Raw genomic sequence first — 23,498 nt, 5'->3', positions numbered from 1 at the left:
TCTGGCTATCCGGTCCGTTTGAAAGGACAACATTTCGCCATGACCGAGCCGGCCGGCACCGCAACGGGAACCCAATCGTTCGGGCCATTCACCGTGACATCGCATGAAAGGCTCGTGATGCGCGACGGCGTCGCGCTGCCGCTCGGCGCGAAGGCCTTCGACACGCTGATCGCGCTGATGTCGCGGCCGAACGAGGTCGTCAGCAAATGGGACCTGATGGCGCTGGTGTGGCCCGGCCTGACCGTCGAGGAAGCCAATCTGCGCTTTCACGTCGCAGCCCTGCGCAAGGCGCTCGGCGACGGCAAGGACGGCGCCCGCTACATCACCACGCTCTCTGGCCGCGGCTATTGCTTCGTGGCGCCGATCTCCAAGGCGGAAATCGCGGCAGAGCGGCGTCCCGCGCAGCGAACGGAATTACCGCCCGTCAAGCTGCCGAACCGGCTGCAACGGATGGTCGGGCGCGACGATGCGGTCGCCGCCGTCTCCGACAAGCTCATCGGCTCGCACTTCGTCACGATCGTCGGCCCGGGCGGCGTCGGCAAGACCGCCGTTGCGGTGGCGATCGCGCACGACCTGCTCGAGACTTTCTCCGATGCCGCGCATTTCGTCGACCTCGCCGCGCTCAGCGATCCCGATCTCGTGATCACCTCGATCCTGCTGATGCTGGGCTTGCCGGCGCAGACCGACGATCCGCTGCCGGCACTGCTCGCGCATCTCGGCGACAAGCGGATGCTGCTGATCCTGGATAATTGCGAGCATGTCATCGCCGCCGCGGCGCCGCTGGCAGCCGAAATCTTTCACGCCGCACCCCATGTCCATATCCTCGCCACGAGCCGCGAGGCCCTGCGTGTCGAGGGCGAGCAGGTCTACCGGTTGGCGCCGCTCGCCGTTCCGCCTGACAATCCCGGGCTGACCGCGGCTGCCGCGCAGACCTATCCCGCGCTTCAGCTCTTCCTCGAACGTGCCATGGCCGGCGGCGCGCAGATCGCGCTCGATGACGTCAATGCCGCGATCGTCGCAGGGATCTGCCGCAAGCTCGACGGCATGGCGCTGGCGATCGAGCTCGCCGCCGGCCGGATCGAGGCCTACGGACTGGAGCAGACGGCCGCACTGCTCGACGAACGCCTCAATCTGCTCTGGCAGGGCCAGCGCACCGCGCCGCCGCGGCAGAAGACGTTGCAAGCGACGCTGGACTGGAGCTACGGGCTCCTGTCCGACACCGAGCGCCTCGTGCTGCGCCGGCTTGCCGTCTTCGCCGGTCACTTCACCATCGACGCCGCGCTCGAAATCGTGCCGGACGAGCGCGTCGACCGCTCGCGCCTGTTCGATGCCATCGACAGCCTGGTCGCCAAGTCGATGGTCGCGCCGCGACCGGTCGGCGCCATGATGCGCTACCGTCTGCTCGACACGACGCGCGCCTATCTGCTCGAGATCGAGCCGAACGAGACCGCGCTTGCCGCCCGCCACGCAACCCACTACCGGCGATGGCTGGAGCAGGCCGGCACGACATGGGCGACGGTGCCGAGCGCCGACGAACGCGCGATCCATTTCTCCGCGCTTCACAACGTGCGCGCCGCGCTGGACTGGTGCTTCGGCACGGACGGCGATGTCGGCATCGGCATTGCGCTCGCCGCCGCGGCGGCTCCGATCTTTCTCGCGATGTCGCTGCTGATCGAATGCCGGCGCTGGTCGGAACGGGCGCTGCTTGCGATCGATCCGTCCTCGCGCGGCAGCGCTGAGGAAATGCACATCCAGGCCGCCCTCGGATTGACCTTGATGTTCACGCGTGGCGGCAGCGAAGCTGCGCGTGGCGCCCTGAGCAGGAGCCTGGCGATCGCCGAGGCTCGCGGCGACGCGGCGAACCAGCTCCAGCTGCTCGGCCGCATGCACATCTTCCACGAGCGGATGGGACAGTTCGACGCCGCGCTCGGTTATGCGCAGCAGAGCCTCACGGTCGCCGAGACGCTCGGCGACGCCGCCTCCATCGCCCTCGCCCATTCGCTGCTGGGTGTCTCCTTGCATCTGGCCGGCGAGCATCGCGACGCCCTGAGCATGCTGGAGGCCGCCTGGCACGGGCCGGGTACGGAGCGGATCAGCACTGTCCACGGCTTCGATCACCGCAACCGGGCCGGCATCTCGCTCGCGCGCGAGCTTTGGTTGCAGGGCCGGCCGGCGGATGCGCGGCAACTGGCGCAGCAGACGGTCACCGAGGCCGCGCAGATGGACCATCCGATCACGCTCTGCATCGCACTGATCTGGGCGGTCTCGATCGATCTCTGGAGCGGGGATCTCGACGGCGCGGAAGAGAACCTCGACCGCTTCATCGCACATGCCGAAACGCGCTCGATGGGCCCTTATCTCGCGGTCGGCCGCGGCGTCAAAGGCGAGCTGGCGATCCGGCGCGGCGACGCCGCTGGCGGCGTCGAGACGATACGGGCCTGTCTGCGCGAGCTCCACGACGCCGGCTACGAGCTGCTCACCACGACGTTCAACATCGCGCTCGTGCATGGCTTGTTGGCGCTCGGGCAGATCGAGCGGAGTGCGCGCCTGATCGACGACGCGATCGGCCTCGTCGAGCAAGGCGGCGATCATCTCTACATGCCCGAGCTGTTGCGCATGAAGGGTAATGTGTCGCTGACACTGCCGGAGCCGGCCACCGATGAGGCTGAGAACCACTTCAGGCAATCGCTTGACCTGAGCCGCCGCACCGATGCGAAAGCCTGGGAGTTGCGAGCGGCGATCGATCTCGCGAAATTGATCGCCGGGCGCGGCCAGCGCGCGGACGCGAAGAGGTTGCTTCGATCGGCGCTCGGAGGTTTCTCCGACGGGTCACGGACCTCGGATATCGGGATCGCCAGCAAGTTGTTGGAGACTCTCTAGGAAGCGCACCGGCGGCCAGGCGCCGGCCGAAACGGTATCTCAATGTTCGAGGGTCGCGCCGCGTGTCCCTGCGACATCCTCTCTCGTTGCAACTCCCGGGAAATGAACTAGCATCAACCACTGCGAGCATTTTATCGCATGTTGAACCTATTCAGTTGATTGCCTTTAGCACGTCCATTTCAATCATCCGGAGCCACGACAATGGCAGGGTCCAGCCTCGAGGATACACTGGCCGCGATTGGCTATGTCAAAGTGATTGTCACAATGAAGGACAGGGCGTCGGCCGCCGCCACGTCCGAGATCGCGATGCAGGATCATTTCATCGCGCCGGACACTGCCCAGACACAGAGTCTCGTGGCGGCGGCAACGCGCTCCGCCGGCCGCCAAATCAGAGGAGCGGAGAGCCTGGCCGAGCGCCGCGTGCGCATCTACCCCAACCTTGGACTCGCAGTCGGCAGCGTGGATGCCAGCGGCCTCGTTTCGCTCCAGGCTGATCCGCAAGTGGGCAAGGTCGACAAGGCTCCGGAGATCAGCCTGATCAAACCGGTCGAAGCCCGTCCAATCAAGACCGGGGTCGGTCCGACCTGGGGCATCAAGCGCTTGAACGTGGAACGCCTTTGGCAGGCGGGTTTCACCGGCCAAGGCGTGGTGGTTGGTCACCTCGATACCGGCGTCGACGGCAAGCATCCGGCATTGGCCGGAGCCATCAAGAAGTTTGCCGAGTTCGACCTGGCGGGAGATCAGGTTCCGAACGCACCGGCCCGCGACAGCGGCGTACACGGCACTCACACCGCGGGCACGATCGTCGGCCGGCCGGTCAGCAAGGGTCGCTTCGGCGTCGCACCGGATGCCCAGCTCGCGAGCGCGATGGTGATCGAGCGCGGGCAGGTGATCGAACGCATCCTGGCCGGCATGGACTGGGTGATCGGCGAAGGCGCCCGAGTCCTGAGCATGTCGCTCGGACTACGCGGCTTCACGCCGGCATTCCAGAGTGTGATCGATGCCTTGCGCGCCGCCAACGTTCTGCCGGTCATTGCGTCCGGCAATGAGGGCCCCCGGACCAGCCGCTCGCCGGGCAATTACGCGAACGTGTTGTCGATCGGCGCGATCGACGTGCACGACGTCGTGCCTGATTTCTCCAGCAGCCAGAGCTTCAATCGCGCGATCAGCCCATTGTGCCCGGCGATCGTCGCACCGGGGGTCGCGATCACGTCCTGCGTTCCCGGCAAAAAGTACGAGACCATGAATGGGACGTCGATGGCGACGCCCCACGTCGCGGGTCTTGCAGCCCTTCTGCTGCAAGCGAGGCCGACTGCAACGGCGGACCAGCTCGAAGCCGCCATCATCGGATCCTGCGCGCGCCCCGAGGCGATGGAAGAGGCCCGCGCGAACCATGGGGTGCCCGATGCCGTCAGGGCCTACGAGCTCCTGACCGGGTCGCAGCTCCCCGCCGCGCAGGTGAGCGTCGCGCCCCGGCGGCGCACGCCCGCGAAAAAGCGCTCTGCGAGGGGGCGCTCGTCGTCGCATCCACCGCGCAGCGTCGCCAAGAAGATGGCACGCCGGCCGAAGGTTGCCGCATCGCGGCGCCCCGCGCGCAAGAAGAGCCCTTCGAAGCGCCGTCCCGCCTGACTCCACGGCAATTCTTGTTGCGGCCAGCTAAAAGCCGGCCGCAATAAGCGCTATATTGGCCAGGCCGCCAGGGATTCCCGCACAGGAGCCGGCCATGACCGACAAGACAAAGCCTTCGCCCGAATGGGAAGGTAAGGCTGTCGTCAATCGATTGCGCCAAGCCACCAAGCCCGGCCAGCCTTCGTCAGTTCAGGTGTTCCTGAACGATGACGTTGCCGCGAGCGACCTGCCGGAGAAGGCAAGGGAAATCGTCACTGACATGAGCGCTAGCCTCGATCTGCCGGCCAATGCGATCAAGCTCGGCAAGGTGTTTCGCTTGGCCAAGTCGTTTTCGGTGTCGACCGACGTACCCGACGTCTTCGACGCCCTTGCAAGGCACGGCGACGTCAAGAGCATTTTGGAATCGGTACAGCCGGATATCCTGCCCAAGCCGACGCGCGAAAAAGGCGACTGACCCGATCGCGGTTTACGATCCCGTCGGGGTGCCCTGCTTCCACTGCCCGCCGGCGATCTTCGCCGCGGCAATTACCGCCTGGGTGCGGCTCTCGACGCCGAGCTTTTGCAGGATCGCCGAGACATGCGCCTTGATGGTGGCTTCGGAGACGCCGAGCTCGTAGGCGATCTGCTTGTTGAGCAGCCCTTCCGACAGCATCATCAAGACCCGGACCTGTTGCGGCGTCAGCGTCACCAGGCGGTCGCGCAGGCGCGTCATGTCGGGATCGGCGGCGGCCGATAGATCGGTGTCGGTGGGAACCCAGACGTCCCCCTCCATCACCTTGAGGATCGCGTCGCGCAAGGTCTCGACGCCGAATCGCTTCGGGATGAAGCCGGAGGCGCCGAAATCGAGCGAGCGGCGAATCGTGGCGCTGTCGTCGGAGGCCGAGACGATCACCACCGGGATGGCCGGGTACTGCGCGCGCAGATAGATCAGCCCGGAAAAGCCGGAGATCCCGGGCATCGAGAGGTCGAGCAGGACCAGATCGACGTCGGATGTCTGTTCCAGCAGCTTGGTGAGATCCTCGAACGATCCCGCCTCGTCGATCCTGGCCGAGGTCAGGACGCCCGCCACCGCTTGCCGCAACGCGTCGCGGAACAGGGGATGGTCATCGGCAATGACAAGATGGGTCGAAGGAGCGCTCATCGTTCTCTTGCTGGCATTCACACCGGGCCAGTAGGCCGGCCCGGGGCCTTGGTCAATTCTTTCCCGACCGGCCGTGGCATGCAAGTGGGCATTATCCCTTTGCGGGAACGGGGTTAACCCATGGTCGAGCACGATCGTGCCGGATTGAAAGGTCCGCGGCGTCAGGTGCGCGTCAGTGCGCAAGGCCGAAAGTCGTATTGGGGCGGGTTTCACGCCGATGTTACCTTGGAGCCAAGACCTGGGTTGATCCGGCATGACCGGGTATCCGGGGCGCGAGGAAACGCATTTCGGGGAGCGACTCAACATGTCGACAATGGCTGTGTCTCAAGCGGGCGCGGGAGGAATGACGAAGGACGAACGGTTCGTCATTCTCGCCTCCTCGCTCGGTACCGTCTTCGAGTGGTACGACTTCTACCTCTACGGTTCGCTGGCCGGCATCATCGGCGCGCAGTTCTTCTCGGCCTATCCGCCGGCAACCCGCGACATCTTCGCGCTGCTGGCCTTCGCCGCGGGCTTCCTCGTCCGTCCGTTCGGCGCCATCGTGTTCGGGCGCGTCGGCGACATCGTCGGCCGCAAATACACCTTCCTCGTCACCATCCTGATCATGGGTCTGTCGACCTTCATCGTCGGCCTGCTGCCCAATGCGGCGACCATCGGCATCGCGGCCCCGATCATCCTGATCGCGCTGCGCCTCGCCCAGGGCCTGGCGCTCGGCGGTGAATATGGCGGTGCGGCGACCTATGTCGCGGAGCACGCGCCGAACGGCAAGCGCGGCTATTACACCTCGTTCATTCAGACGACGGCCACGCTCGGCCTGTTCCTGTCCCTGCTGGTGATCCTGTTCACCCGCAGCGCGATCGGCGAAGCCGATTTCGCGGCCTGGGGCTGGCGCATCCCGTTCCTGGTCTCGGTGCTGCTGCTCGGCATCTCGGTCTGGATCCGGCTCCGCCTCAGCGAATCCCCGATCTTCCAGAAGATGAAGGACGAGGGGAAGAGCTCGAAGGCGCCGCTGACGGAAGCCTTCGGCAACTGGCAGAACGGCAAGCTCGTTCTGCTCGCGCTGCTCGGCGGCGTGATGGGCCAGGGCGTGGTCTGGTACACCGGCCAGTTCTACGCGCTGTTCTTCCTGCAATCGATCCTGAAGGTCGACGGCTATACCGCCAACCTGCTGATCGCCTGGTCGCTGCTGCTCGGCACCGGCTTCTTCATCGTGTTCGGCGTGCTCTCCGACAAGATCGGCCGCAAGCCGATTATCCTCGGCGGCTGTCTGATCGCGGCGCTGACCTTCTTCCCGATCTTCAAGATGATCACCACCAACGCCAACCCGGCGCTGGAAAAGGCGATCGAGTCGGTCAAGGTCGACGTGGTGGCGGATCCCGCGGGTTGCGGCGACCTGTTCAACCCGGTCGGCACCCGCGTCTTCAGCGCGCCCTGCGACACCGCACGCGCCTACCTGTCGGGCGCGTCGGTCAAGTACTCGACCTCTTCCGGCCCGGCCGGCTCCGGCGTGAAGGTGGTGGTCAACGGCAAGGACATCGCCTACGCCAACGCCAAGGACGGCAATCCCGCGCTGCTCGCCGCAGTGCAGGCAGCCGGCTATCCGAAGCCGGGCGATGCGGGCATCGTGAAGATGTCGCATCCGTTCGACATCTTCCGTCCGCAGGTGGCCGCGACCGTCGGGCTGCTGTTCATCCTGGTGATCTTCGTCACCATGGTGTACGGCCCGATCGCCGCGATGCTGGTCGAACTGTTCCCGACCCGCATTCGCTACACCTCGATGTCGCTGCCCTACCATATTGGTAACGGCTGGTTCGGCGGCCTGCTGCCAGCGACCGCGTTCGCGATCGTGGCCTCGACCGGCGATATCTATGCGGGTCTCTGGTATCCGGTCATCTTCGCATCGATTACCGTCGTGATCGGCTTCTTCTTCCTGCCCGAGACCAAGGACGTCGACATCAAGGCGACCTGATCGACAGCAGCGACCGACAATACGAACCGGCCGCGGTCTCCGCGGCCGGTTTTGTTTTGGGGCCTACTGATTGCTACCGATGAATTGCAGCACGACCTCGCGCCGGTGCGGGCGCTTGCGATGCTCGATCAGGTAGATCGCCTGCCAGGTGCCGAGCGCGACTTTGCCGTTCAGGACCGGGACCTGAAGCGAGGTCTGCGTCAGCATGGTCTTGACGTGCGCCGGCATGTCGTCCGGTCCCTCGGTGTAGTGGGTCCAGCCGGCGTTCTCAGGCGCGAGCCGCGACAGTGCCGTGGTGAGATCGACGAGCACGGACGGATCGGCGTTCTCCTGGATCGTCAGCGACGCCGAGGTGTGCCGGATGAACAGCGTCAGCGCGCCATCGCGCGCCTGAACCTCATTGATGAACTTCGCGGCTTCGCTGGTGAGATCGGTGAAGCCGCGGCCGGGCGTCTGCACGGTCAGCAGTGACGATGCGACGGTGGTGACTTGCACCGACGATGGCGCCGAGCGCGTGACGGATTTGCCTGATGTCATGAAAGATCTCTCAACTCGGAATGCCACCGTAGGGTGGGCAAAGCGAAGCGTGCCCACCAATCGACGCAACGAGGTCAAGGTGGTGGGCACGGCGCTTCGCACCTTTGCCCACCCTACGGCATCTCGTCATGCGCTAGATCTTCCCCGAGACGTCCTTCTGCACGCGGTTGGCCATGTCGATCAGCCGGCGCCAGGCCTTTTCCAGGAACGACATCACCCGATCGACATCCTGGTCGCTGGGCAGCGGAATCTCGATCTTGCGGTCCCCCTCGGCGACCTTCGGGTCCTTCTTGAGCGGATCGGATTTCGGCATCGCCTCGTCGATCTTGCCCGACACGGTCGGCCCCGCCGCGATCTGCCCCTTCAGCTTCTCGACTTCGGCCTGGAGCCGGCCGATCTCGGCGTCGAGCGCGGTGCGTTCGTCGGGCACCGCGTAACAGGCCCAGCCCGCGCCGTTCTTGGTGCAGGTCGATACCGTGCCGGTGCGGGTGTCGAGCCGCAGCACTCCTTCGGGGATGGGCGTCATGCTGTAGCGGCCGTTTTCGCTGTCGGGCGCGGACTGTGCGGCAACGAGGCCGCCGCCGATGGTCATCATCGCGGCGAATACCGCCGCTGCAAGCCATGATGCTGTGGATGAATTTGCTGGTCTCATCGCGCTCTCCGCCATGGCGCTTCTGTGGCTTCTCTTCAATTCTACACCCCGGCGAGGCGATCTGCCGCCCAAAACGCGCCACCGATATCAACGATCGCGGCAATCCCTTTGATCCCGCCGGCAGGACGAAATGGTGGTCGCATTCGCCGATCATGAAGAGAGCTGCTGCGGTGCGGCGTCACGCTGTGTGCAGCGTTGCCGTGCGTGCCAATATCATCAAGTAAATCAGATACATAATAGAACGCGACGCAATCGTGACTTGGCTTGACTTGATTATGGGCCATCAGTATGGTCCGCGCGGCTTTTGAGGGTGGCGGGCGTAATTTCCATTCAGCCGCGGCGTTTCGGGTCTTCGTTGCATGACACAGGGCACGGGACACGGCGAGAATGGGGATCGCGATAGATCGTCCGAGGAAGCTGCGCTTTCCGAACGGCTCGGAAATCTTGATCAGCGGTTGTCCGAATTCCGGGACCGACGAATCAAGACCGAGCAACCCGCAGGTGACGGTGAAGACAGAGCGGCCAGAGCTTCGGCGATGGCGCTTGGTTTCCGGTTATCCTCCGAGTTGGTCGCCGGGGTCGTTGTCGGAGCGGGGATTGGCTGGGGTTTCGACCGCTTGCTGTCGACGTCGCCTTTCGGATTTATCGTGTTCCTGCTGCTGGGCTTCGTGGCCGGCGTGGTGAATGTGGTGAGAACGGCAGGCGCGGGTCAAAACAGGCGCGGTGATTCTTAAGCGATCCGCACCAACAGAGGAATGATCGTGCCGGCCATGCCGGTACGGGCCGGCCCGGCCGGCAGACCGAGACCCGCCGGCATTGCCCGGCAGACCAAGAGATGCCGCGCTGATGAAAATCGATCCGATCCACCAGTTCAACATCGAGCCTCTCTTCACGATCGGCCATATCGGCAATCACACGATCGCCTTCACCAATTCGTCGCTCTACATGCTGGTGGCGGTGGCGATCATCTCGTTCCTGATGCTTGCCAGTGGCACGCAGCTGGTTCCCGGGCGCCTCCAGTCGGTCGCCGAGATCTCCTACGAATTCGTCGCCTCGACCATCCGTTCGACGGCCGGCGCGGAAGGCATGAAGTTCTTCCCGCTGATCTTCTCGCTGTTCATGTTCATCTGCGTCTCGAACCTGGTCGGCATCATCCCCTATACCTTCACGATCTCGAGCCATCTGATCGTGACGGCCGCGCTCGCGCTTTTGGTCTTCTTCACCGTGCTGATCTACGGCGTCGCCAAGAACGGCCTGAAATTCTTCTCGATCTTCGTGCCTCACGGCGTCCCCGGCTACATCCTGCCGCTGGTGATGTTCATCGAGATCCTGTCGTTCTTCCTGCGGCCGGTCTCCCACAGCGTCCGTCTGTTCGCCAACATGCTGGCCGGCCACATCGCGCTCAAGGTTTTCGCGGGCTTCGTCGCCATGCTCGGCTTCTCGCTCGGCGCGCTCGGCTGGGTCGGCGGCGTGCTGCCGCTGGCGCTCACGGTCGCGCTGTACGCTCTCGAGATTCTGGTCGCGTTCCTGCAGGCCTATGTGTTTGCGATCCTGACCTGCATCTACCTGAACGACGCCATTCATCCGGGACACTGAGCGGTCCGGGGAATTTCCACCCACAACCCAATCTTTCTTCCAAGGAGTCTAAAATGGATCCGGCAGCAGCAAAACTTATCGGCGCGGGCATCGCATGCATCGGCATGGGCGGCGCGGGCGTCGGCGTGGGCGTGATCTTCGGCAACTACCTTGCCGCAGCCGTTCGCAATCCGTCGGCCGCTCAGGGCCAGTTCGGCAACCTGATCTTCGGCTTCGCCGTGACCGAAGCGCTTGGCATTTTCTCGCTGCTGATCGCGCTGCTGCTGCTGTTCGTTCCGCTCTGAGGACGATGTTTCGCGCCGCTTCGACCGAAGCGGCGCGCATGACGGCAACAGGAGTAATCCATGGCTGAGAGTCATGGCGGGGCGAAAAGTCCGGCGGCGGGCGCCCACACCGAGTCCGAAGGCGGTCACGGTGGCGGTTTTCCGCCGTTCGAGAGCAGCAACTACGCTTCACAGCTGGTGTCGCTCGCGATCTTCTTCGTCGCGCTTTACGTGATCGTGTCCAAGCTCGCTCTGCCGCGCGTCGGCGGTGCGATCGAGGCACGTCAAAACAAGATCGAGGGTGACCTCGCCGAAGCGCAGAAGCTGAAGGACCAGTCCGACGCGGCGCTGAAGGCCTATGAGGGTGAGCTTGCTTCGGCACGTTCGCGCGCGCAGGCGATCGGCAACGAATCCCGCGACAAGGCGAATGCGCAGGCGGAAGCCGAGCGCAAGGCGCTTGAAGAGCAACTGGCGGTCAAGCTCGCCGAGGCGGAAAAGACCATCGCCTCGACCCGCAAGACGGCCATGAGCAACGTCCGCGGCATCGCGGCCGATGCGGCAGGCCAGATCGTGCAGCAGCTCACCGGTATCGTTCCGGACGCAGCCTCGGTCAGCACTGCCGTTGACGCGTCCTTGAAGGGTTAGTCGATATGTTCTTCGATCCTGAAACCTGGGTCGCCATCGCCTTCGTGATCCTGATGGTCCTGTTCGGCTATCTCGGGGTCTTCAAGAAGGTGACGACTGCGCTCGACCACCGCGCCGACCGCATCAAGGCCGAGCTCGACGACGCGACGCGCCTCAAGCAGGAAGCGGCCAAGGTGCTCGCCGACTACAAGGCGCGCAGTGCCACGGCCGAGCGCGAGGCTGCGGACATCATCGCCAACGCCAAGTCCGAAGCCGAGCGCATCGCGACCGAGGCCAAGGCGAAGATGGAAGACTTCGTCGCCCGCCGCACCAAGACCGCGGAGAGCAAGATCGCGCTCGCCGAGGCCCAGGCGGTGGCCGATGTCCGCGCCGCAGCCGCGGAAGCCGCCGTCCAGGCCGCCTCCACGATCCTGTCGCAGTCGGTCAAGGGCCAGGTCGCCGACGACCTGCTCGCCAAGGGCATCAACGAGGTTCGGCAGAAGCTGAACTGAGGGGCTTTGCCTTTCACCAATCAAAAAGCCGGCGCGCGAGCGCCGGCTTTTTTGTTTGACGATGTCTGTAGCAACACATCGGATGTCATCACCCGCGAAGGCGGGTGATCCAGTACGCCGCGGCATCTCGATTCTAGCCTCGCTGTCTCGGAATACTGGATTGCCCGCCTTCGCGGGCAATGACAGTTGAGATTGCCGCGAGATCTTGCCCTATTTCTTCTTCGGCCTTGCCTTCGGCTCGGGCGAGAGCGCCTGCGGGTCAAAGCCGACATAGAAGATGTAGGAATCGGCGATCTTGGCCGAGGGCACGGGATAGGCCAGATCCTCGGCGATGAAGGTGAAGGGCACGCTGCCGCCCTCCGACATCTCGACCGTGGTCCGGTACGCCTTCGAGGCGATCACCTTCTCGCCGACGCCGCCCTGCACCACGGCAATGCGCAAGGGCACCTCGACGGTCGCAGGCGCACCGGCGGGACCGGCGATGACACGGCCCTGGATGCCGATCCGGGCCGTGATATCGCCGCCATTCCGGGTACATTCACGCGCCATCTTGGTGATCGTGGCCTGGAAGCGGATCTCATTGCCGACGGCCGGCTTGCCGGCGGCGCCGACCGCGTAGGTCGAGGCCCCGGCGCGCACCGTGACCTGCGGACAATCGACGTCGTCATCGGCCGCCGGCTGGCCGGGCGCGGGCGCCGGCTTGGGCTGGGCCGGCTCGTCGGACTTGCCGCCGAACAGGCTCTTGAAGCGGTCGGTGAGCGACTGGGCCGCCACCGGCGAGACGGCGGCGAGCGCAACCGACAACGCCAGCGCGATCCCCGTACCCCGCCGCAACGCATTCCGCGATGACCGAAGCTTCTTCACCATCAACGCCCATACTCCATGACCATCCTCCAGCCGATCGCCGGCCGGCCAGCGGTTTATATCGCCAAAATCGGCGAACCCAAGGCAGCAAACAAGGAGACTTTGGCAGCACGAGCGGCAGCTCAGCCGCGGAAATCCTCGTGCAGCAGGCCGAACAGCAGGTGGTCCTGCCAGACCCCGTTGATGCAGAGATAGCGGCGCGCCAGGCCCTCGCGGGAGAAGCCGCACTTCTCCAGCACCCGGATCGACGGCGCATTGGTTGGGATGCAGGCGGCCTCGACCCGGTGCAGATTGAGCTCGCCGAACAGCGTCGGCAGCAGCACCCGCAGCGCCGCCGTCATGTAGCCGCGATGGGCATGAGGCTTGCCGACCCAGTAGCCGATGGTGCCGGCTTGGACGATACCGCGGCGGACATTGGCGAGCGTGATGCCGCCGACCATGGCGCCATCGAGCTCACGGAAGATCAGGAAGGGATAGGAGCGGTCCGCGGCGATGTCCTCGGAATAGCGCCGCAGGCGGCGGCGGAAGCCGGACCGGGTCAGGTCATCCGACGGCCAGATCGGCTCCCAGGGCGTGAGATAGTCGCGGCTGGACTCGCGCAAATGCGCCCACTGTATGAAGTCCGACATCTGCGGCGCGCGCAGCAACAGGCCGTTGCCGCGCGGCGCGAGGGCGGCGGGTCCACTGGATGGCAGGCGAAACAGGGCCATGGTGATGCTTCCCGGGGCAGATCAGCCCGTGCGCGGCTCCTAGTGCAGCCGCGCCTTGGCACGTGCCCGGGTCAATCCTTCCGCAAAAGATACCGCCGTGTCCAGACCCCTGCCACTGCCCAATGCGACAACTGCAGGGCGGCTCCGCGAAAGCAGCGCACGCGCCGCATCCCGGGTCGATTCGACGCTGACGGCGTCGATCCGGGCCACCAGCTCCTCGACCGTCTGCGGCCGGCCATAGGCCAGCACATGCCGGGCCAGCTGCTCGGCGCGGGACGAGCAGCTCTCCAGCGCCATCAGGAGGCCCGCCTTCATCTGCGCCTTGGCCCGCGCGATCTCGGCCTCGGTCAGCGTCTCCACCGAATCATTCATGATGTCGACCACGACCTCCATCATCTCCGGTGCGTCGGCCGGATCGGTGCCGGTGTACAGGCCGAAGAAGCCCGTGTCGGTATAGGGCGCGTGGAACGAGTAGATGGAGTAGCAGAGGCCGCGCTTCTCGCGCACTTCCTGGAACAGCCGCGACGACATCCCGCCGCCGAGGATGTTGGTGAAGACCTGGAGCGAGAACAACGACAGATCGCTCTGCGGCACGCCTTCCAGCGCCAGCGTCAGATGCGCCTGCTCGAGCTCGCGATGCACCACCTTGGCGCCGCCTTTGCCGAACTGAGCGGCTTGCGGCTTCGGACCCGGCGTCCCCTCGAAACTCGCAAAGCGCCTCTCGACCTCGGCGACGACCTGCTTGTGATTGACCGCGCCGGCTGCCGCCACCACCATGTCGGGGCCGCGATAATGCGTCGACAGATAACCGCGCAGCATGTCGCGGTTGAAGGCGCGCAGGGTCTTGGCGGTGCCGAGCAGCGAGCGGCCCATCGGCTGGTCGGGATAGCAGAGCTCGTTGAGATGCTCGAACACGACGTCGTCGGGCGTGTCCTGCGCGGCACCGATTTCCTGCACGATGACGTTCTTCTCGCGCTCGAGCTCGTCGGGCTCGAATGCGGGATTGGCAAGGATGTCGGCGAGCACGTCGAGCGCGAGCGGCACGTCGGCCTTCAGCACCCGCGCATAATAGGACGTGGTCTCGGTCGAGGTGCCGGCATTGAGGTCGCCGCCGACCGCCTCGATCTCCTCGACGATCTCGCGCGAGGAGCGCTTGGTCGTGCCCTTGAACGCCATGTGCTCGAGCAGATGCGAGATGCCGTGCTCGTTCGGCTTCTCGTCGCGCCCGCCAACGCCGGCCCAGACGCCGAGCGCCGCGGTCTCGAGATGGGGCATCTCGTCGGTGACGACGGTCAGGCCGGAGGCAAGCTTGGACATCTCGACACTCATCCGGCAACTCCCTGTTTTGCGGCCCGGCTTACGGACAGCACGAACCGCTCGACCTCGGCCTGATCGTTCTTCATCACCTTCATGTGTTCGGATTTGGTCATGAGACCGTCGAGCCAGGCGGGCAATTGCGGCCGCTGGCCGCAGGCTGCCTCGACCGCATCGGGGAATTTGGCCGGATGGGCGGTGGAGAGCACGATGCTGGGCACCGTCGTGTCGGTGGTGTCGCGGTCGGCGACCGCGAGTGCGACCGCGGTATGGGGATCGACCAGCTCACCCGCCTCGCGCCAGGCGGCGCGGATCGCGGCTGCGGTTTCGGTCTCGTCGGCCCGGCCGGCGTCGAATTCTTCACGGATTGCGGCCAGCATCGCGTCAGGCAACACGAAGCGCCCCGACTGCTTCAGCGAGTCCATCAGACGGCGCACGCCGGCCGCATCGCGCCGGCCGGCCTCGAACAGCAGCCGCTCGAAATTCGAGGAGATCTGGATGTCCATCGATGGCGACGCGGTGGCGTGCACCTCGCGCACCTCGTAGATCCCGGTCTTGAGCGTGCGCGCCAGGATGTCGTTGACGTTGGCGGCGATGCGCAGCGTGCGCACCGGCAGCCCCATCCGCTTGGCGACATAACCGGCAAAGATGTCGCCGAAATTTCCGGTCGGCACGACGAAATCCACCGTGCGTGCCGGCGCGCCGGCGGCGACGGCGGAGGTGAAGTAGTAGACCACCTGGGCGACGATACGCGCCCAGTTGATGGAGTTGACGCCGGAGAGCGAGGTCGCATCGCGGAAGCGATGGTTGTTGAACATCCCCTTCACGAGCGCCTGGCAGTCGTCGAAATTGCCCTCGATGGCGAGCGCATGGACGTTGGCCGCGCCCGTGGTCGTCATCATCCGCTGCTGCACTTCGGAGATGCGGCCGTGCGGGAACAGCACGATGAGATCGACATTCTCCAGGCCCGCGAACGCGTCGACCGCGGCGCCACCGGTGTCGCCGGAGGTCGCGACCACGATGGTGGTGCGCTGGCCGCGCTTGGCGAGCACGTGGTCCATCAGCCGCGAGATCAGCTGCATCGCCACGTCCTTGAAGGCGAGCGTCGGGCCGTGGAACAGCTCCAGCACGAATTGATGCGGCGTCATCTGGCGCAGCGGCACCACCGCCGGATGGCGGAAGGTGGCATAGGCCTCGTTCGCCATGCGGCCGAGCTCGGCATCCGAAATCTCGCCGCCGGCGAACGGACGGATCACGTCGACCGCGACCTCCCAATAGGGGCGGCCGAAGAAGCCAGCGATGGCCTCGGTCGAGAGCTGCGGCCACGTCACCGGCACATACAGGCCGCCGTCACGGGCAAGCCCAGTCAGCATCACGTCGCAGAAGCCGAGTTCTGGGGCCTCGCCCCGGGTCGAGATATAGCGAGTCAAACTGCCCTCCAAAGGCCGGCCGGCCTTGAGCCAGATCCATAAGCCTTTGATTTCATGAAACTACTTGTTAACGGCCAGAGGCGTTAGGCCACCATAAAGTGTTTTGCGGCATCGGGAAACCGCTTCCCGCCTGTGCCCCGCTCAACGAAAAAGGGCTGCGGCGATGCCGCAGCCCTCTCTTGGAAGGTCTGTCGTTGATATGTGCAGACCCGGTTTGCCTCGTGCGGGTTGCCGGCCCGCCAAAACTGTCGGCCAAGTTCTCGGCGCCCGTCACGAAATCGTCAAGAGCCAAAACGGCGGGGGCAAGAAAATGTTCCTATTTTTCCCGGCGCGGTTCGCGTTTCGCAAAGGCATTCCTGCGAGCGCCCGCACGCCATTGCTTCTTTTTCCCGCAATTTCGGGTGGTTCAGGAACGAATATCACGCCGGCCCATTGTGTCGGCGGATGGTGTCGGCGCTGTCCATGCATTGCCCGGTACGCGCCGAGACCCGATCCGCCCGGCCGGACCGGCTGCATCCTGGAGCAGCCGGTTCGGTGCCGGGCGCCAGTGCGCGGGCCGCCGGTGCCCCCGGGCCGCCAATGCCCCGGGCGTCAGCTCATCCCGATTTCCACCGCGATCCTGATCAGGTCGGAATGGTTCTTGGCGCCGAGCTTCTGCTTGAGCAGGGACGTGGTGTTGGCGACCGTCTTGTAGGAGATGCCGAGCGCCTCGGCGACCTCGACGATCTTGTCGCCACGGCCGAGCAGGCGGAGAATTTCGAGCTCCCGCGGCGTCATCTGCGAGGCCGGATTGGCCTTGATCGCTGCACCGGAGAACGTGACCGCCTCCGCGAGTTGCGGCGAGATGAAATTGTCGCCGGCGACCACCTTGCGCACCGCCTTGAGCAGAATCCGGGGATCGTCGCCCTTGGAGACATATCCCTGCGCGCCAAGCTCGACCGCCCGCACCACGAAGGCCGGATCGTCGTTCATGCTGAACATGATGATCTTGGCATCAGGGTCGTCCTTGCGGATCCGCCGCATCAGCTCGAAGCCGGAGACGTCGGGCAGGCTGATGTCGATGACGGTGACGTCGGGCCGCTTGCTGATATAGGCGCGATGCCCGGATTTGGCGTCGGTCGCCTCGTCGATACGGATCGAGTGGTCGGACGCGAAAAGGGTGCGGCATCCTGACAGCACCACGGGATGGTCGTCGACGATCAGAACTCGGGTCGCCGGCTTGGCGGTATCTTGCATCGCGCGCTCTCTTGTTTTTCGACTCATAGACCGACGGGAACAAATGGAAAGAGCAAATCCCGCCAATGCGCGTTAGAATTGACCTAATGTGGCAGCGGCTCTCATTCAGAACACAATTGTTTCTTCCGCTCGGCTTGAGCTTCCTTGCCGCGCTGGTCATGGGCGGCGTGCTGCTCCAGAGCTTCGCGGCGGGGCAGCTTGCCGACGAGAATGAGCCGGGCCGACGCTCGACCCGGACGGTCGCCGAGGCACTCAACAACAGCCTGAAGGCCTCGGACGACCCGCGGAAGATACTCGACGCATTTGTCCATTCTTTGGACAACTCCTCGGATATTCAATTCCGTTCAGTGGAAGCAGGTCCCGCCCCCTCTCCAAAGGACAGCCTGCGTGATCTGCATGGCGTGCCGCATTGGTTCGTGGACCTGATCGCCATCCCGGAGATGGACGCCGCATCTCCCGTCATCATCGACGGCAGGCGTGTCGGCGACATCGTGTTCATGCCGGACCTGTCAGCCGATCTGTTCGAGAAATGGATCGGCTTCCTGGCGCTGACGAGCCTCATCGCCGTGCTGATGATGCTGACTGGGACCATTGCCTATCTCTTTGCGGGATCGGTGCTGCGTCCCCTGCAAGATCTCGGCGCAGGCCTCACGCGAATCCGGCGCGGCGATTATGCAACGCCTATCCCGGTCGCAGGACCGCAGGAGATCCGGCAGAGCTGCGAGGAAGCCAATGCGCTGGCGATGACGCTCGCGCAATTGAGTCAGGATAATCGCGACCTGCTGCACCGCCTGGTGTCGCTCCAGGACGACGAGCGGCGCGATCTCGCGCGCGAGCTGCACGACGAGCTCGGACCGCTATTGTTCGGCATCCGCGCCAGCACGATCGCGCTGAGCGAGACCTCGGGAAATCTCGGCAACCCGGCGCAGGAGGTGATGCGCTCTGTCGAGGCGCTCCAGCAGACCAACCGCCGCATCCTCGACCGGCTGCGGCCGCTCTACATCGAGGAATTGGGGCTCGAGACCAGCGTGCAGACGCTGCTCCAGAACTTTCGCAGGCAGGCGCCGCATATCAGCCTGACGGCCACGATCGATCCGGGTCTGAACGAGATCGACCGACCGCTGGCGCAGACCGTCTATCGCCTGATCCAGGAGGCGCTGACCAACGTGCTGCGCCACGCCGGGGCGAACAATGCCCATGTGCTGGCGACCATGGCCGGCGAGGTGCTCACGATTGAGATCTCCGACGACGGCGGCGGCTTTCCCGCCGACAACGTCTTCGGCCGCGGCCTGACGGGCATGCACGAGCGCGTGCGCGCGCTCAGCGGATCGCTGTCGCTGCTGCGCGCGGACCAGCGAACCTATGTGCGCTGTCGCCTGCCGGTCGAGACGGCGCGAGACGTGCCGGCGGCCGGCTAGCACACACCATCGGCATGCGGGGACTGCCGCGCCGGCTCGCACAGGGTACTGTAGATCTTGCCTTCGGGACTGAAGCGAAACGAGGCGTGGATACGCAGCGAGCCCGCGACGGAATATTCGAGATCGATGCCATGCGGCACTGGATTGATCTCCTCAAGACCGAAGCCTGCCGACGAGAAGGTGCTGAGCCGCGGTCCCCAATAGGTTTCGAGCTCGCGCCGCCCGCGATAATGTCGCTTGCCGTTGCACATGCATTCGACCCGGGCGTCGTCCGCATAGAGATCGAGGAGCGTCGCGAGGTCGCCCTTCCGGCAGGCGTCCACCCAGTCGACGACAATTCCCATCTGGTCGAAATCGCTCACACCAAAATCCTGTCTGCCGCGAAAAATTTGCGTGCGGCTTAGGACCACCCTCGTGAATATGTCCTGAATAATAAACCCCGGGCGATACCGGGTTCCCTCCAGGAACCTACGAAAAATTTCAGGTCGGGTGCCGCCGTCCCCTCGCCCAGACGCCGAATGCGATCAGCACCGCGCCGGCGAGCGCGAACCAGGTGATGGCGTATTGCAGATGATCGTCCTTCAGATGCACGTCGAGCGGGCCGGGACGCGGAATGCCGTTCTCCGGCACCGGCCGCTCCAGGTCGATGTAGAACGGCGCGACCGTGCCCCAGCCGAGCGCCCGGGACATGGCGAGATGATCGCGGGTGAACCACAGCCGTTTGTCACGCTCAGCGTCAGGCATCAGCACGCTGGCTGTTTCGGGGAAACGGACGTAGCCGGTCAACATCGCCGGCTTGTTGGTAATGAGTCGCGCGACCGCCCGATCCTGCAGGGCGCGGTCCTGTTGGGTGTTCGGCACGAAGCCCGCGTTGACCGCGACCATATCGCCGCCAGGCAGCCGTGCGGGAAGGAAAGCCCAGGTGCCGGGGCCGGAAATGTCGGAGCGGATGGCGGAGCCGGAACTGTAGACCATCGCATCCAGACGGGACTCGTAGGTCGCCGAAAATGTGACCCGACGGAATTCGTCCCGCTCCGGCGTCAGCGTGCTCCATTGGGACGGCGGCGGCAACGCAACAGGTGCCGCCGCGAGACGCTCGGTCAATGCGGCGATCAACTGATGTTTCGCGACGCGGCGCTGCAATTGCCAGACGCCGAGCGCGACCAAGACGGCGGCCAGGAAAAGCGTGAACAGCGCGAAGCCGGCCACGCGGGGCTTGCGCGCGGTCTCGTTCATTTCGCGCGGTCGACCAGCCGGCCCGGCGCCGCCTTGTGGTGGAATTGCAGCGCGATCAACAGCGACTTCATCGCGCGCAGCGGCAAGAGCGTGGTCGCGAGGATCAGCGGCAGCCACAGCGCGGCATGCAGCCAGTACGGCGGCTGGTATTTGACCTCGACGATCAGCGCGCACGCAACGACGATCCCGCCGGCCAGCATGATGATGAAGATCGCAGGACCGTCGCCGGTGTCGATGAAGGCATAGTCGAGGCCGCAGCGGTCGCAGCTGGGCGCGAGCGTCAGGAAGCCCGCATAGAGCTTGCCCTTGCCGCAGCGCGGGCACTTGCAGGCAAGCCCGCGCAGCGCGCTTTGCAGGACGGTCGTCTCGGGCTCGGATGGGCCGGTGGTATCGTTCATGATCACGGACTCTAGAACATTATCGGTTCTGATTGAATCAGAACCGAAGCTCTAGATTCTTGTTTTGACGCGTTTTCTTCACGCGAACCGGTATCCGCTTCGCTCGAAAACGCTCAATCACAGTTTCCGCCGAAGCTTCCGGCGGCCCAAAAGCGAAAGGGCGGCCCTGCGGCCGCCCCTTCTGATCGGTCCAATGCGGCTCAGTGCGCGCCGTGGGCCATGGTCTCGGCGCCGTGTCCCCACACATAGATGCAGAGGAACAGGAACAGCCAGACCACGTCGACGAAGTGCCAGTACCAGGCGGCGAACTCGAAGCCGAGGTGCTGTGTCGGGGTGAAGTGGCCGGCATAGGCGCGGAACAGGCAGACCAGCAGGAAGATGGTGCCGACCAGCACATGAAAACCGTGGAAGCCGGTCGCCATGAAGAAGGTCGCGCCATAGACATTGCCGCCGAACGAGAACGCCGCGTGGCTGTACTCATAGGCCTGCACGCAGGTGAAGAGCGCGCCGAGCACGACGGTGAGGATCAGGCCGTATTTCAGGCCCTGGCGATCATTCTCGAGCAACGCGTGGTGCGCCCAGGTCACGGTGGTGCCCGACGTCAGCAGGATCAGCGTGTTCAGGAGCGGCAGATGCCAGGGATCGAAGGTCTCGATGCCATGCGGCGGCCAGGTGCCGGGCACGGCGCAGGCGCCAGCCGCGGTGCCGAGACCGCAGCCGAACACGGCGTCGCGTGTGGCGTGGACGGCGTCGGCCGGGAACAGCGCCGCGTTGAAATAGGCCCAGAACCAGGCGACGAAGAACATCACCTCGGAGGCGATGAACAGGATCATGCCGTAGCGGTGATGCAGCTGCACGACGCGGGTGTGATCGCCCTTGTACTGGGCTTCCCTGATCACATCGCCCCACCAGCTCACCATGGTGTAGATCACGCCGACGGTGCCGGCACCGAAGATGATCGGCGCGGCCGAGAACATGTGGTGCATCCAGGTGATCGCGCCGACCGCCATGATGAAGGCCGAGATGGAGCCGACGACCGGCCACGGGGAGGGATCCACCAGGTGGTAGTCGTGATGCTTGGTGTGCGCCGTTGCCATTTGCGGTCTCTCTCCTCAATCCCGTGCCTGTCCGGCACTTATCCCCTTGTGTCCAACCCCCGCGACGTGAGCCCGGCGGTCAGAGATTTCCCTTGCGTTTGTCGTCTTCACCCGACGCCAGCGGCTTCACCACGGGATCGCGCACCGGATAGAACGTGTAGGACAACGTGATCGTGTTCAGCCCGTCGTTCTCATGATCGTCGGCGATCGACGGATCGACGTAGAATACGACCGGCATCTCGCGCTTCTCGCCGGGCGCCATGGTCTGTTCGGTGAAGCAGAAGCAGTTGATCTTCTGGAAGTAGGAGCCGACCGTCAGGGGCGCGACGTTGTAGGCCGCCTGGCCCGCGGTGGTGCGCGCGGCCTGGTTGGTCACGGTGTAAAAGACCGTCACGACCTGGCCGATATTGACCTCGATCTCGCTCTGCTCCGGCTCGAACTTCCAGGGCAGGCCGGGCGCGACGTTGGAATCGAAGCGCACCGCGATCTTCCGTGCGATCGGCCCGGTGGCCGGCGCCGAGGTCGCAACCTGCGTCGTGCCGTTGAAGCCGGTGGCGCGGCAGAACCAGTTGTAGAACGGCACCGCCGCGTAGGAGGCACCGACCATCAGCGCCACCACGCCTCCGCAGATCGAGGCGACCAGCACGTCGCGGCCAAGACCCTTGGAAGGCCCACGCCCCTGCTTGGCCGTCCGGCTCTGATCCCGCGATATGGTGGGCTCTCGATCCATGTTTCCTACATCGGCCGGACGAGTACTGCCGGTCCCTTGACGATGGTGACGGCGAAGAACAGCACCACGAGCACGCCGAGCGCGAGCGCGATCGCGATCGAGCGCTGGCGGCGGCTCTTCTTCTGCGCCTCCGTGAGGACGATTCCATTCATCTCAGGTTTGTCGGCCATTCCAGCGATCATGCGCCCCCTACCATCGGAGCAAGCGCCCGGAACACGACTTCGGCCAGCAGGGTCGCAAACAGTGCGAACAGATAAAGGATGGAGAAGGCGAACAGCTTGCGGGTCGCGCGCAGCGATTGGCTGCGCTCGCGGCGCATATAGACGTTGATCGCGAGCACAAGCATGCCGGCGCCGAGGATCAGCGAGACGATGCCGTAGATGGCGTCGAAATAGCCGAGCGCCCACGGGGCGGCGGCGACCGCGATCAGCACGATGGTGTAGAGCAGGATCTGAAGCCGCGTCGCGTCGGGACCGGCGACGTTGGGCAGCATCGGAATGCCGGCACGCGCATAGTCGTCGGAGCGGAACAGCGCCAGCGCCCAGAAGTGCGGCGGCGTCCAGAAGAAGATGATGGCGAACAGCAGCAGCGGCTCGACGTCGACGGTGCCCGTGACCGCGGCCCACGCCACCACCGGCGGTAGCGCACCAGCGGCGCCTCCGATTACGATGTTCTGTGCGGTCCGGCGCTTCAGGATCATCGTGTAGATCACGACGTAGAAGAAGATGGTGAAGGCGAGCAGCGCGCCGGCGATCCAGTTGACGAGGATGCCGAGCGTCATCACCGAGAAGAAGGCGAGCGTCATGCCGAACGCCATCGCCTCGGGACGGGTGATGCGGCCGCGCGGAATCGGCCGGTTTGCCGTGCGCGACATCTTGGCGTCGATATCGCCCTCGAGCGCCATGTTGAGCGCTCCGGAAGCGCCGGCACCGACTGCGATGCAGAGCAGCGAGGTGATGGCCAGCACCGGGTGGAAATGCCCGGGCGCCATCGCCAGTCCGACCAGCGCGGTGAAGATCACCAGCGACATCACCCGCGGCTTGAGCAGCGCAATGTAGTCGCCCACCTCCGCTTCCGAGATGCGGGGATCGATGTCGATGGCGTTATGGTCGAGGACGGACACTAGTTTTGACTCGCTTCGCTAAAGAGCCGCGGGGGGGGGGGGGGGGGGGGGGGGGGGGGGGGGGGGGGGGGGGGGGGGGGGGGGGGAGAGGGGGGGGGGGGGGGCGGGGGGGGGGGCGGGGGGGGGGCGGCGGGGGGGG

Annotated in this window: 26 protein-coding genes; 10 read left to right on the top strand and 16 right to left on the bottom strand. The window is 65.1% G+C overall.

All coding sequences use genetic code 11. The features are described 5' to 3' along the window. Positions 1-39 precede the first annotated feature (39 nt). From AC0L3X_RS36380 to AC0L3X_RS36370, 3 genes are all read left to right on the top strand, one after another. Positions 40-2,880, top strand: a complete 2,841-nt coding sequence (locus AC0L3X_RS36380; protein WP_063980780.1) for an ATP-binding protein — start codon at positions 40-42, stop codon at positions 2,878-2,880. A 201-nt stretch (positions 2,881-3,081) separates the two neighbouring features. Beyond that, complete coding sequence (locus AC0L3X_RS36375; protein WP_063980779.1) at positions 3,082-4,509, top strand: S8 family peptidase; 1,428 nt, start codon at positions 3,082-3,084, stop codon at positions 4,507-4,509. Between the two features lie 94 nt (positions 4,510-4,603). Beyond that, positions 4,604-4,963 carry a hypothetical protein gene (locus AC0L3X_RS36370; protein WP_028148705.1) on the top strand — a complete coding sequence of 120 codons (360 nt, stop codon included), beginning with the start codon at positions 4,604-4,606 and terminating at the stop codon, positions 4,961-4,963. A gap of 12 nt (positions 4,964-4,975) precedes the next feature. Here the strand turns inward: AC0L3X_RS36370 and AC0L3X_RS36365 are convergent, their stop codons facing one another. Further along, positions 4,976-5,650 carry a response regulator gene (locus AC0L3X_RS36365; RefSeq protein ID WP_014498490.1) on the bottom strand — a complete coding sequence of 225 codons (675 nt, stop codon included), beginning with the start codon at positions 5,648-5,650 and terminating at the stop codon, positions 4,976-4,978. A 343-nt stretch (positions 5,651-5,993) separates the two neighbouring features. On the opposite strand from AC0L3X_RS36365, the gene AC0L3X_RS36360 reads away from it, so the two are divergent. Next, positions 5,994-7,619: an MFS transporter gene (locus AC0L3X_RS36360; protein WP_175627402.1), complete on the top strand. Its 1,626-nt coding sequence runs from the start codon at positions 5,994-5,996 to the stop codon at positions 7,617-7,619. A 63-nt stretch (positions 7,620-7,682) separates the two neighbouring features. Here AC0L3X_RS36360 and AC0L3X_RS36355 read toward each other — a convergent pair whose 3' ends face one another. The 3 genes from AC0L3X_RS36355 to AC0L3X_RS36345 form a co-directional block, all read right to left on the bottom strand. Next, positions 7,683-8,156, bottom strand: a complete 474-nt coding sequence (locus AC0L3X_RS36355; protein WP_063980778.1) for a secondary thiamine-phosphate synthase enzyme YjbQ — start codon at positions 8,154-8,156, stop codon at positions 7,683-7,685. 133 nt (positions 8,157-8,289) lie between these two features. Further along, positions 8,290-8,808 carry a hypothetical protein gene (locus AC0L3X_RS36350; protein ID WP_063986051.1) on the bottom strand — a complete coding sequence of 173 codons (519 nt, stop codon included), beginning with the start codon at positions 8,806-8,808 and terminating at the stop codon, positions 8,290-8,292. Between the two features lie 41 nt (positions 8,809-8,849). After that, on the bottom strand, positions 8,850-9,092 hold the full coding sequence (locus AC0L3X_RS36345) for a hypothetical protein (RefSeq protein ID WP_166076733.1): 243 nt from the start codon (positions 9,090-9,092) through the stop codon (positions 8,850-8,852). A gap of 75 nt (positions 9,093-9,167) precedes the next feature. On the opposite strand from AC0L3X_RS36345, the gene AC0L3X_RS36340 reads away from it, so the two are divergent. The 5 genes from AC0L3X_RS36340 to AC0L3X_RS36320 all read left to right on the top strand — a co-directional run bounded on the left by AC0L3X_RS36340 (position 9,168) and on the right by AC0L3X_RS36320 (position 11,803). Then, positions 9,168-9,542, top strand: a complete 375-nt coding sequence (locus AC0L3X_RS36340) for an AtpZ/AtpI family protein (protein WP_063980777.1) — start codon at positions 9,168-9,170, stop codon at positions 9,540-9,542. Positions 9,543-9,654: 112 nt separating this feature from the next. Further along, positions 9,655-10,404, top strand: coding sequence for a F0F1 ATP synthase subunit A (locus AC0L3X_RS36335; RefSeq protein WP_063980776.1), 750 nt, complete (start codon positions 9,655-9,657; stop codon positions 10,402-10,404). A gap of 53 nt (positions 10,405-10,457) precedes the next feature. After that, positions 10,458-10,688: a F0F1 ATP synthase subunit C gene (locus AC0L3X_RS36330; RefSeq protein ID WP_007599451.1), complete on the top strand. Its 231-nt coding sequence runs from the start codon at positions 10,458-10,460 to the stop codon at positions 10,686-10,688. Positions 10,689-10,748: 60 nt separating this feature from the next. Continuing rightward, positions 10,749-11,312 (top strand): F0F1 ATP synthase subunit B family protein, encoded by a 564-nt coding sequence (locus AC0L3X_RS36325; protein WP_063980775.1) that lies wholly within the window; start codon positions 10,749-10,751, stop codon positions 11,310-11,312. A 5-nt stretch (positions 11,313-11,317) separates the two neighbouring features. Beyond that, a complete protein-coding gene (locus tag AC0L3X_RS36320; protein WP_085402617.1) occupies positions 11,318-11,803 on the top strand; it encodes a F0F1 ATP synthase subunit B family protein in 486 nt (161 codons plus the stop codon). Positions 11,804-12,013: 210 nt separating this feature from the next. Here the strand turns inward: AC0L3X_RS36320 and AC0L3X_RS36315 are convergent, their stop codons facing one another. The 5 genes from AC0L3X_RS36315 to AC0L3X_RS36295 form a co-directional block, all read right to left on the bottom strand. Next, positions 12,014-12,670: a hypothetical protein gene (locus tag AC0L3X_RS36315; protein WP_063980773.1), complete on the bottom strand. Its 657-nt coding sequence runs from the start codon at positions 12,668-12,670 to the stop codon at positions 12,014-12,016. Positions 12,671-12,789: 119 nt separating this feature from the next. Further along, positions 12,790-13,377, bottom strand: a complete 588-nt coding sequence (locus AC0L3X_RS36310; protein ID WP_014498500.1) for a GNAT family N-acetyltransferase — start codon at positions 13,375-13,377, stop codon at positions 12,790-12,792. A 39-nt stretch (positions 13,378-13,416) separates the two neighbouring features. Then, the gene (locus tag AC0L3X_RS36305; protein WP_063980771.1) at positions 13,417-14,706 is read right to left on the bottom strand and encodes a M16 family metallopeptidase; all 1,290 of its coding nucleotides are present in this window, start codon (positions 14,704-14,706) and stop codon (positions 13,417-13,419) included. Further along, positions 14,703-16,121: a threonine synthase gene (thrC, locus tag AC0L3X_RS36300; RefSeq protein ID WP_014498502.1), complete on the bottom strand. Its 1,419-nt coding sequence runs from the start codon at positions 16,119-16,121 to the stop codon at positions 14,703-14,705. Before thrC ends, AC0L3X_RS36305 begins: the two co-directional genes overlap by 4 nt. A 591-nt stretch (positions 16,122-16,712) precedes the next feature. Next, on the bottom strand, positions 16,713-17,357 hold the full coding sequence (locus tag AC0L3X_RS36295; protein WP_014498503.1) for a response regulator transcription factor: 645 nt from the start codon (positions 17,355-17,357) through the stop codon (positions 16,713-16,715). 86 nt (positions 17,358-17,443) lie between these two features. Here AC0L3X_RS36295 and AC0L3X_RS36290 point away from each other — a divergent pair, with 86 nt between their 5' ends. Further along, positions 17,444-18,775 (top strand): histidine kinase, encoded by a 1,332-nt coding sequence (locus tag AC0L3X_RS36290; protein ID WP_063980770.1) that lies wholly within the window; start codon positions 17,444-17,446, stop codon positions 18,773-18,775. On the opposite strand, the gene AC0L3X_RS36285 is transcribed toward AC0L3X_RS36290, so the two are convergent. From AC0L3X_RS36285 to AC0L3X_RS36255, 7 genes are all read right to left on the bottom strand, one after another. Next, positions 18,772-19,137: a nuclear transport factor 2 family protein gene (locus tag AC0L3X_RS36285; RefSeq protein WP_063980769.1), complete on the bottom strand. Its 366-nt coding sequence runs from the start codon at positions 19,135-19,137 to the stop codon at positions 18,772-18,774. The two genes, AC0L3X_RS36290 and AC0L3X_RS36285, sit on opposite strands and share 4 nt — an antisense overlap. A 118-nt stretch (positions 19,138-19,255) precedes the next feature. Next, positions 19,256-20,011 carry an SURF1 family protein gene (locus tag AC0L3X_RS36280; RefSeq protein WP_063980768.1) on the bottom strand — a complete coding sequence of 252 codons (756 nt, stop codon included), beginning with the start codon at positions 20,009-20,011 and terminating at the stop codon, positions 19,256-19,258. Next, entirely contained in the window at positions 20,008-20,409 is a 402-nt protein-coding gene (locus AC0L3X_RS36275; RefSeq protein WP_063980767.1) for a DUF983 domain-containing protein, read from the bottom strand. The genes AC0L3X_RS36280 and AC0L3X_RS36275 overlap by 4 nt, the downstream gene beginning before the upstream one ends. Positions 20,410-20,609: 200 nt before the next feature. After that, positions 20,610-21,506 carry a cytochrome c oxidase subunit 3 gene (locus tag AC0L3X_RS36270; protein ID WP_231143822.1) on the bottom strand — a complete coding sequence of 299 codons (897 nt, stop codon included), beginning with the start codon at positions 21,504-21,506 and terminating at the stop codon, positions 20,610-20,612. Between the two features lie 79 nt (positions 21,507-21,585). Beyond that, positions 21,586-22,236 (bottom strand): cytochrome c oxidase assembly protein, encoded by a 651-nt coding sequence (locus AC0L3X_RS36265; RefSeq protein ID WP_063980766.1) that lies wholly within the window; start codon positions 22,234-22,236, stop codon positions 21,586-21,588. A gap of 5 nt (positions 22,237-22,241) precedes the next feature. Continuing rightward, positions 22,242-22,418 (bottom strand): hypothetical protein, encoded by a 177-nt coding sequence (locus tag AC0L3X_RS36260; RefSeq protein WP_014498510.1) that lies wholly within the window; start codon positions 22,416-22,418, stop codon positions 22,242-22,244. Further along, entirely contained in the window at positions 22,415-23,359 is a 945-nt protein-coding gene (locus AC0L3X_RS36255) for a heme o synthase (RefSeq protein ID WP_028151627.1), read from the bottom strand. Before AC0L3X_RS36255 ends, AC0L3X_RS36260 begins: the two co-directional genes overlap by 4 nt. Positions 23,360-23,498 lie beyond the last annotated feature (139 nt).

Source organism: Bradyrhizobium sp. MI1.7 (assembly GCF_055811795.1).
This window is presented reverse-complemented; position numbering and strand designations above follow the sequence as displayed.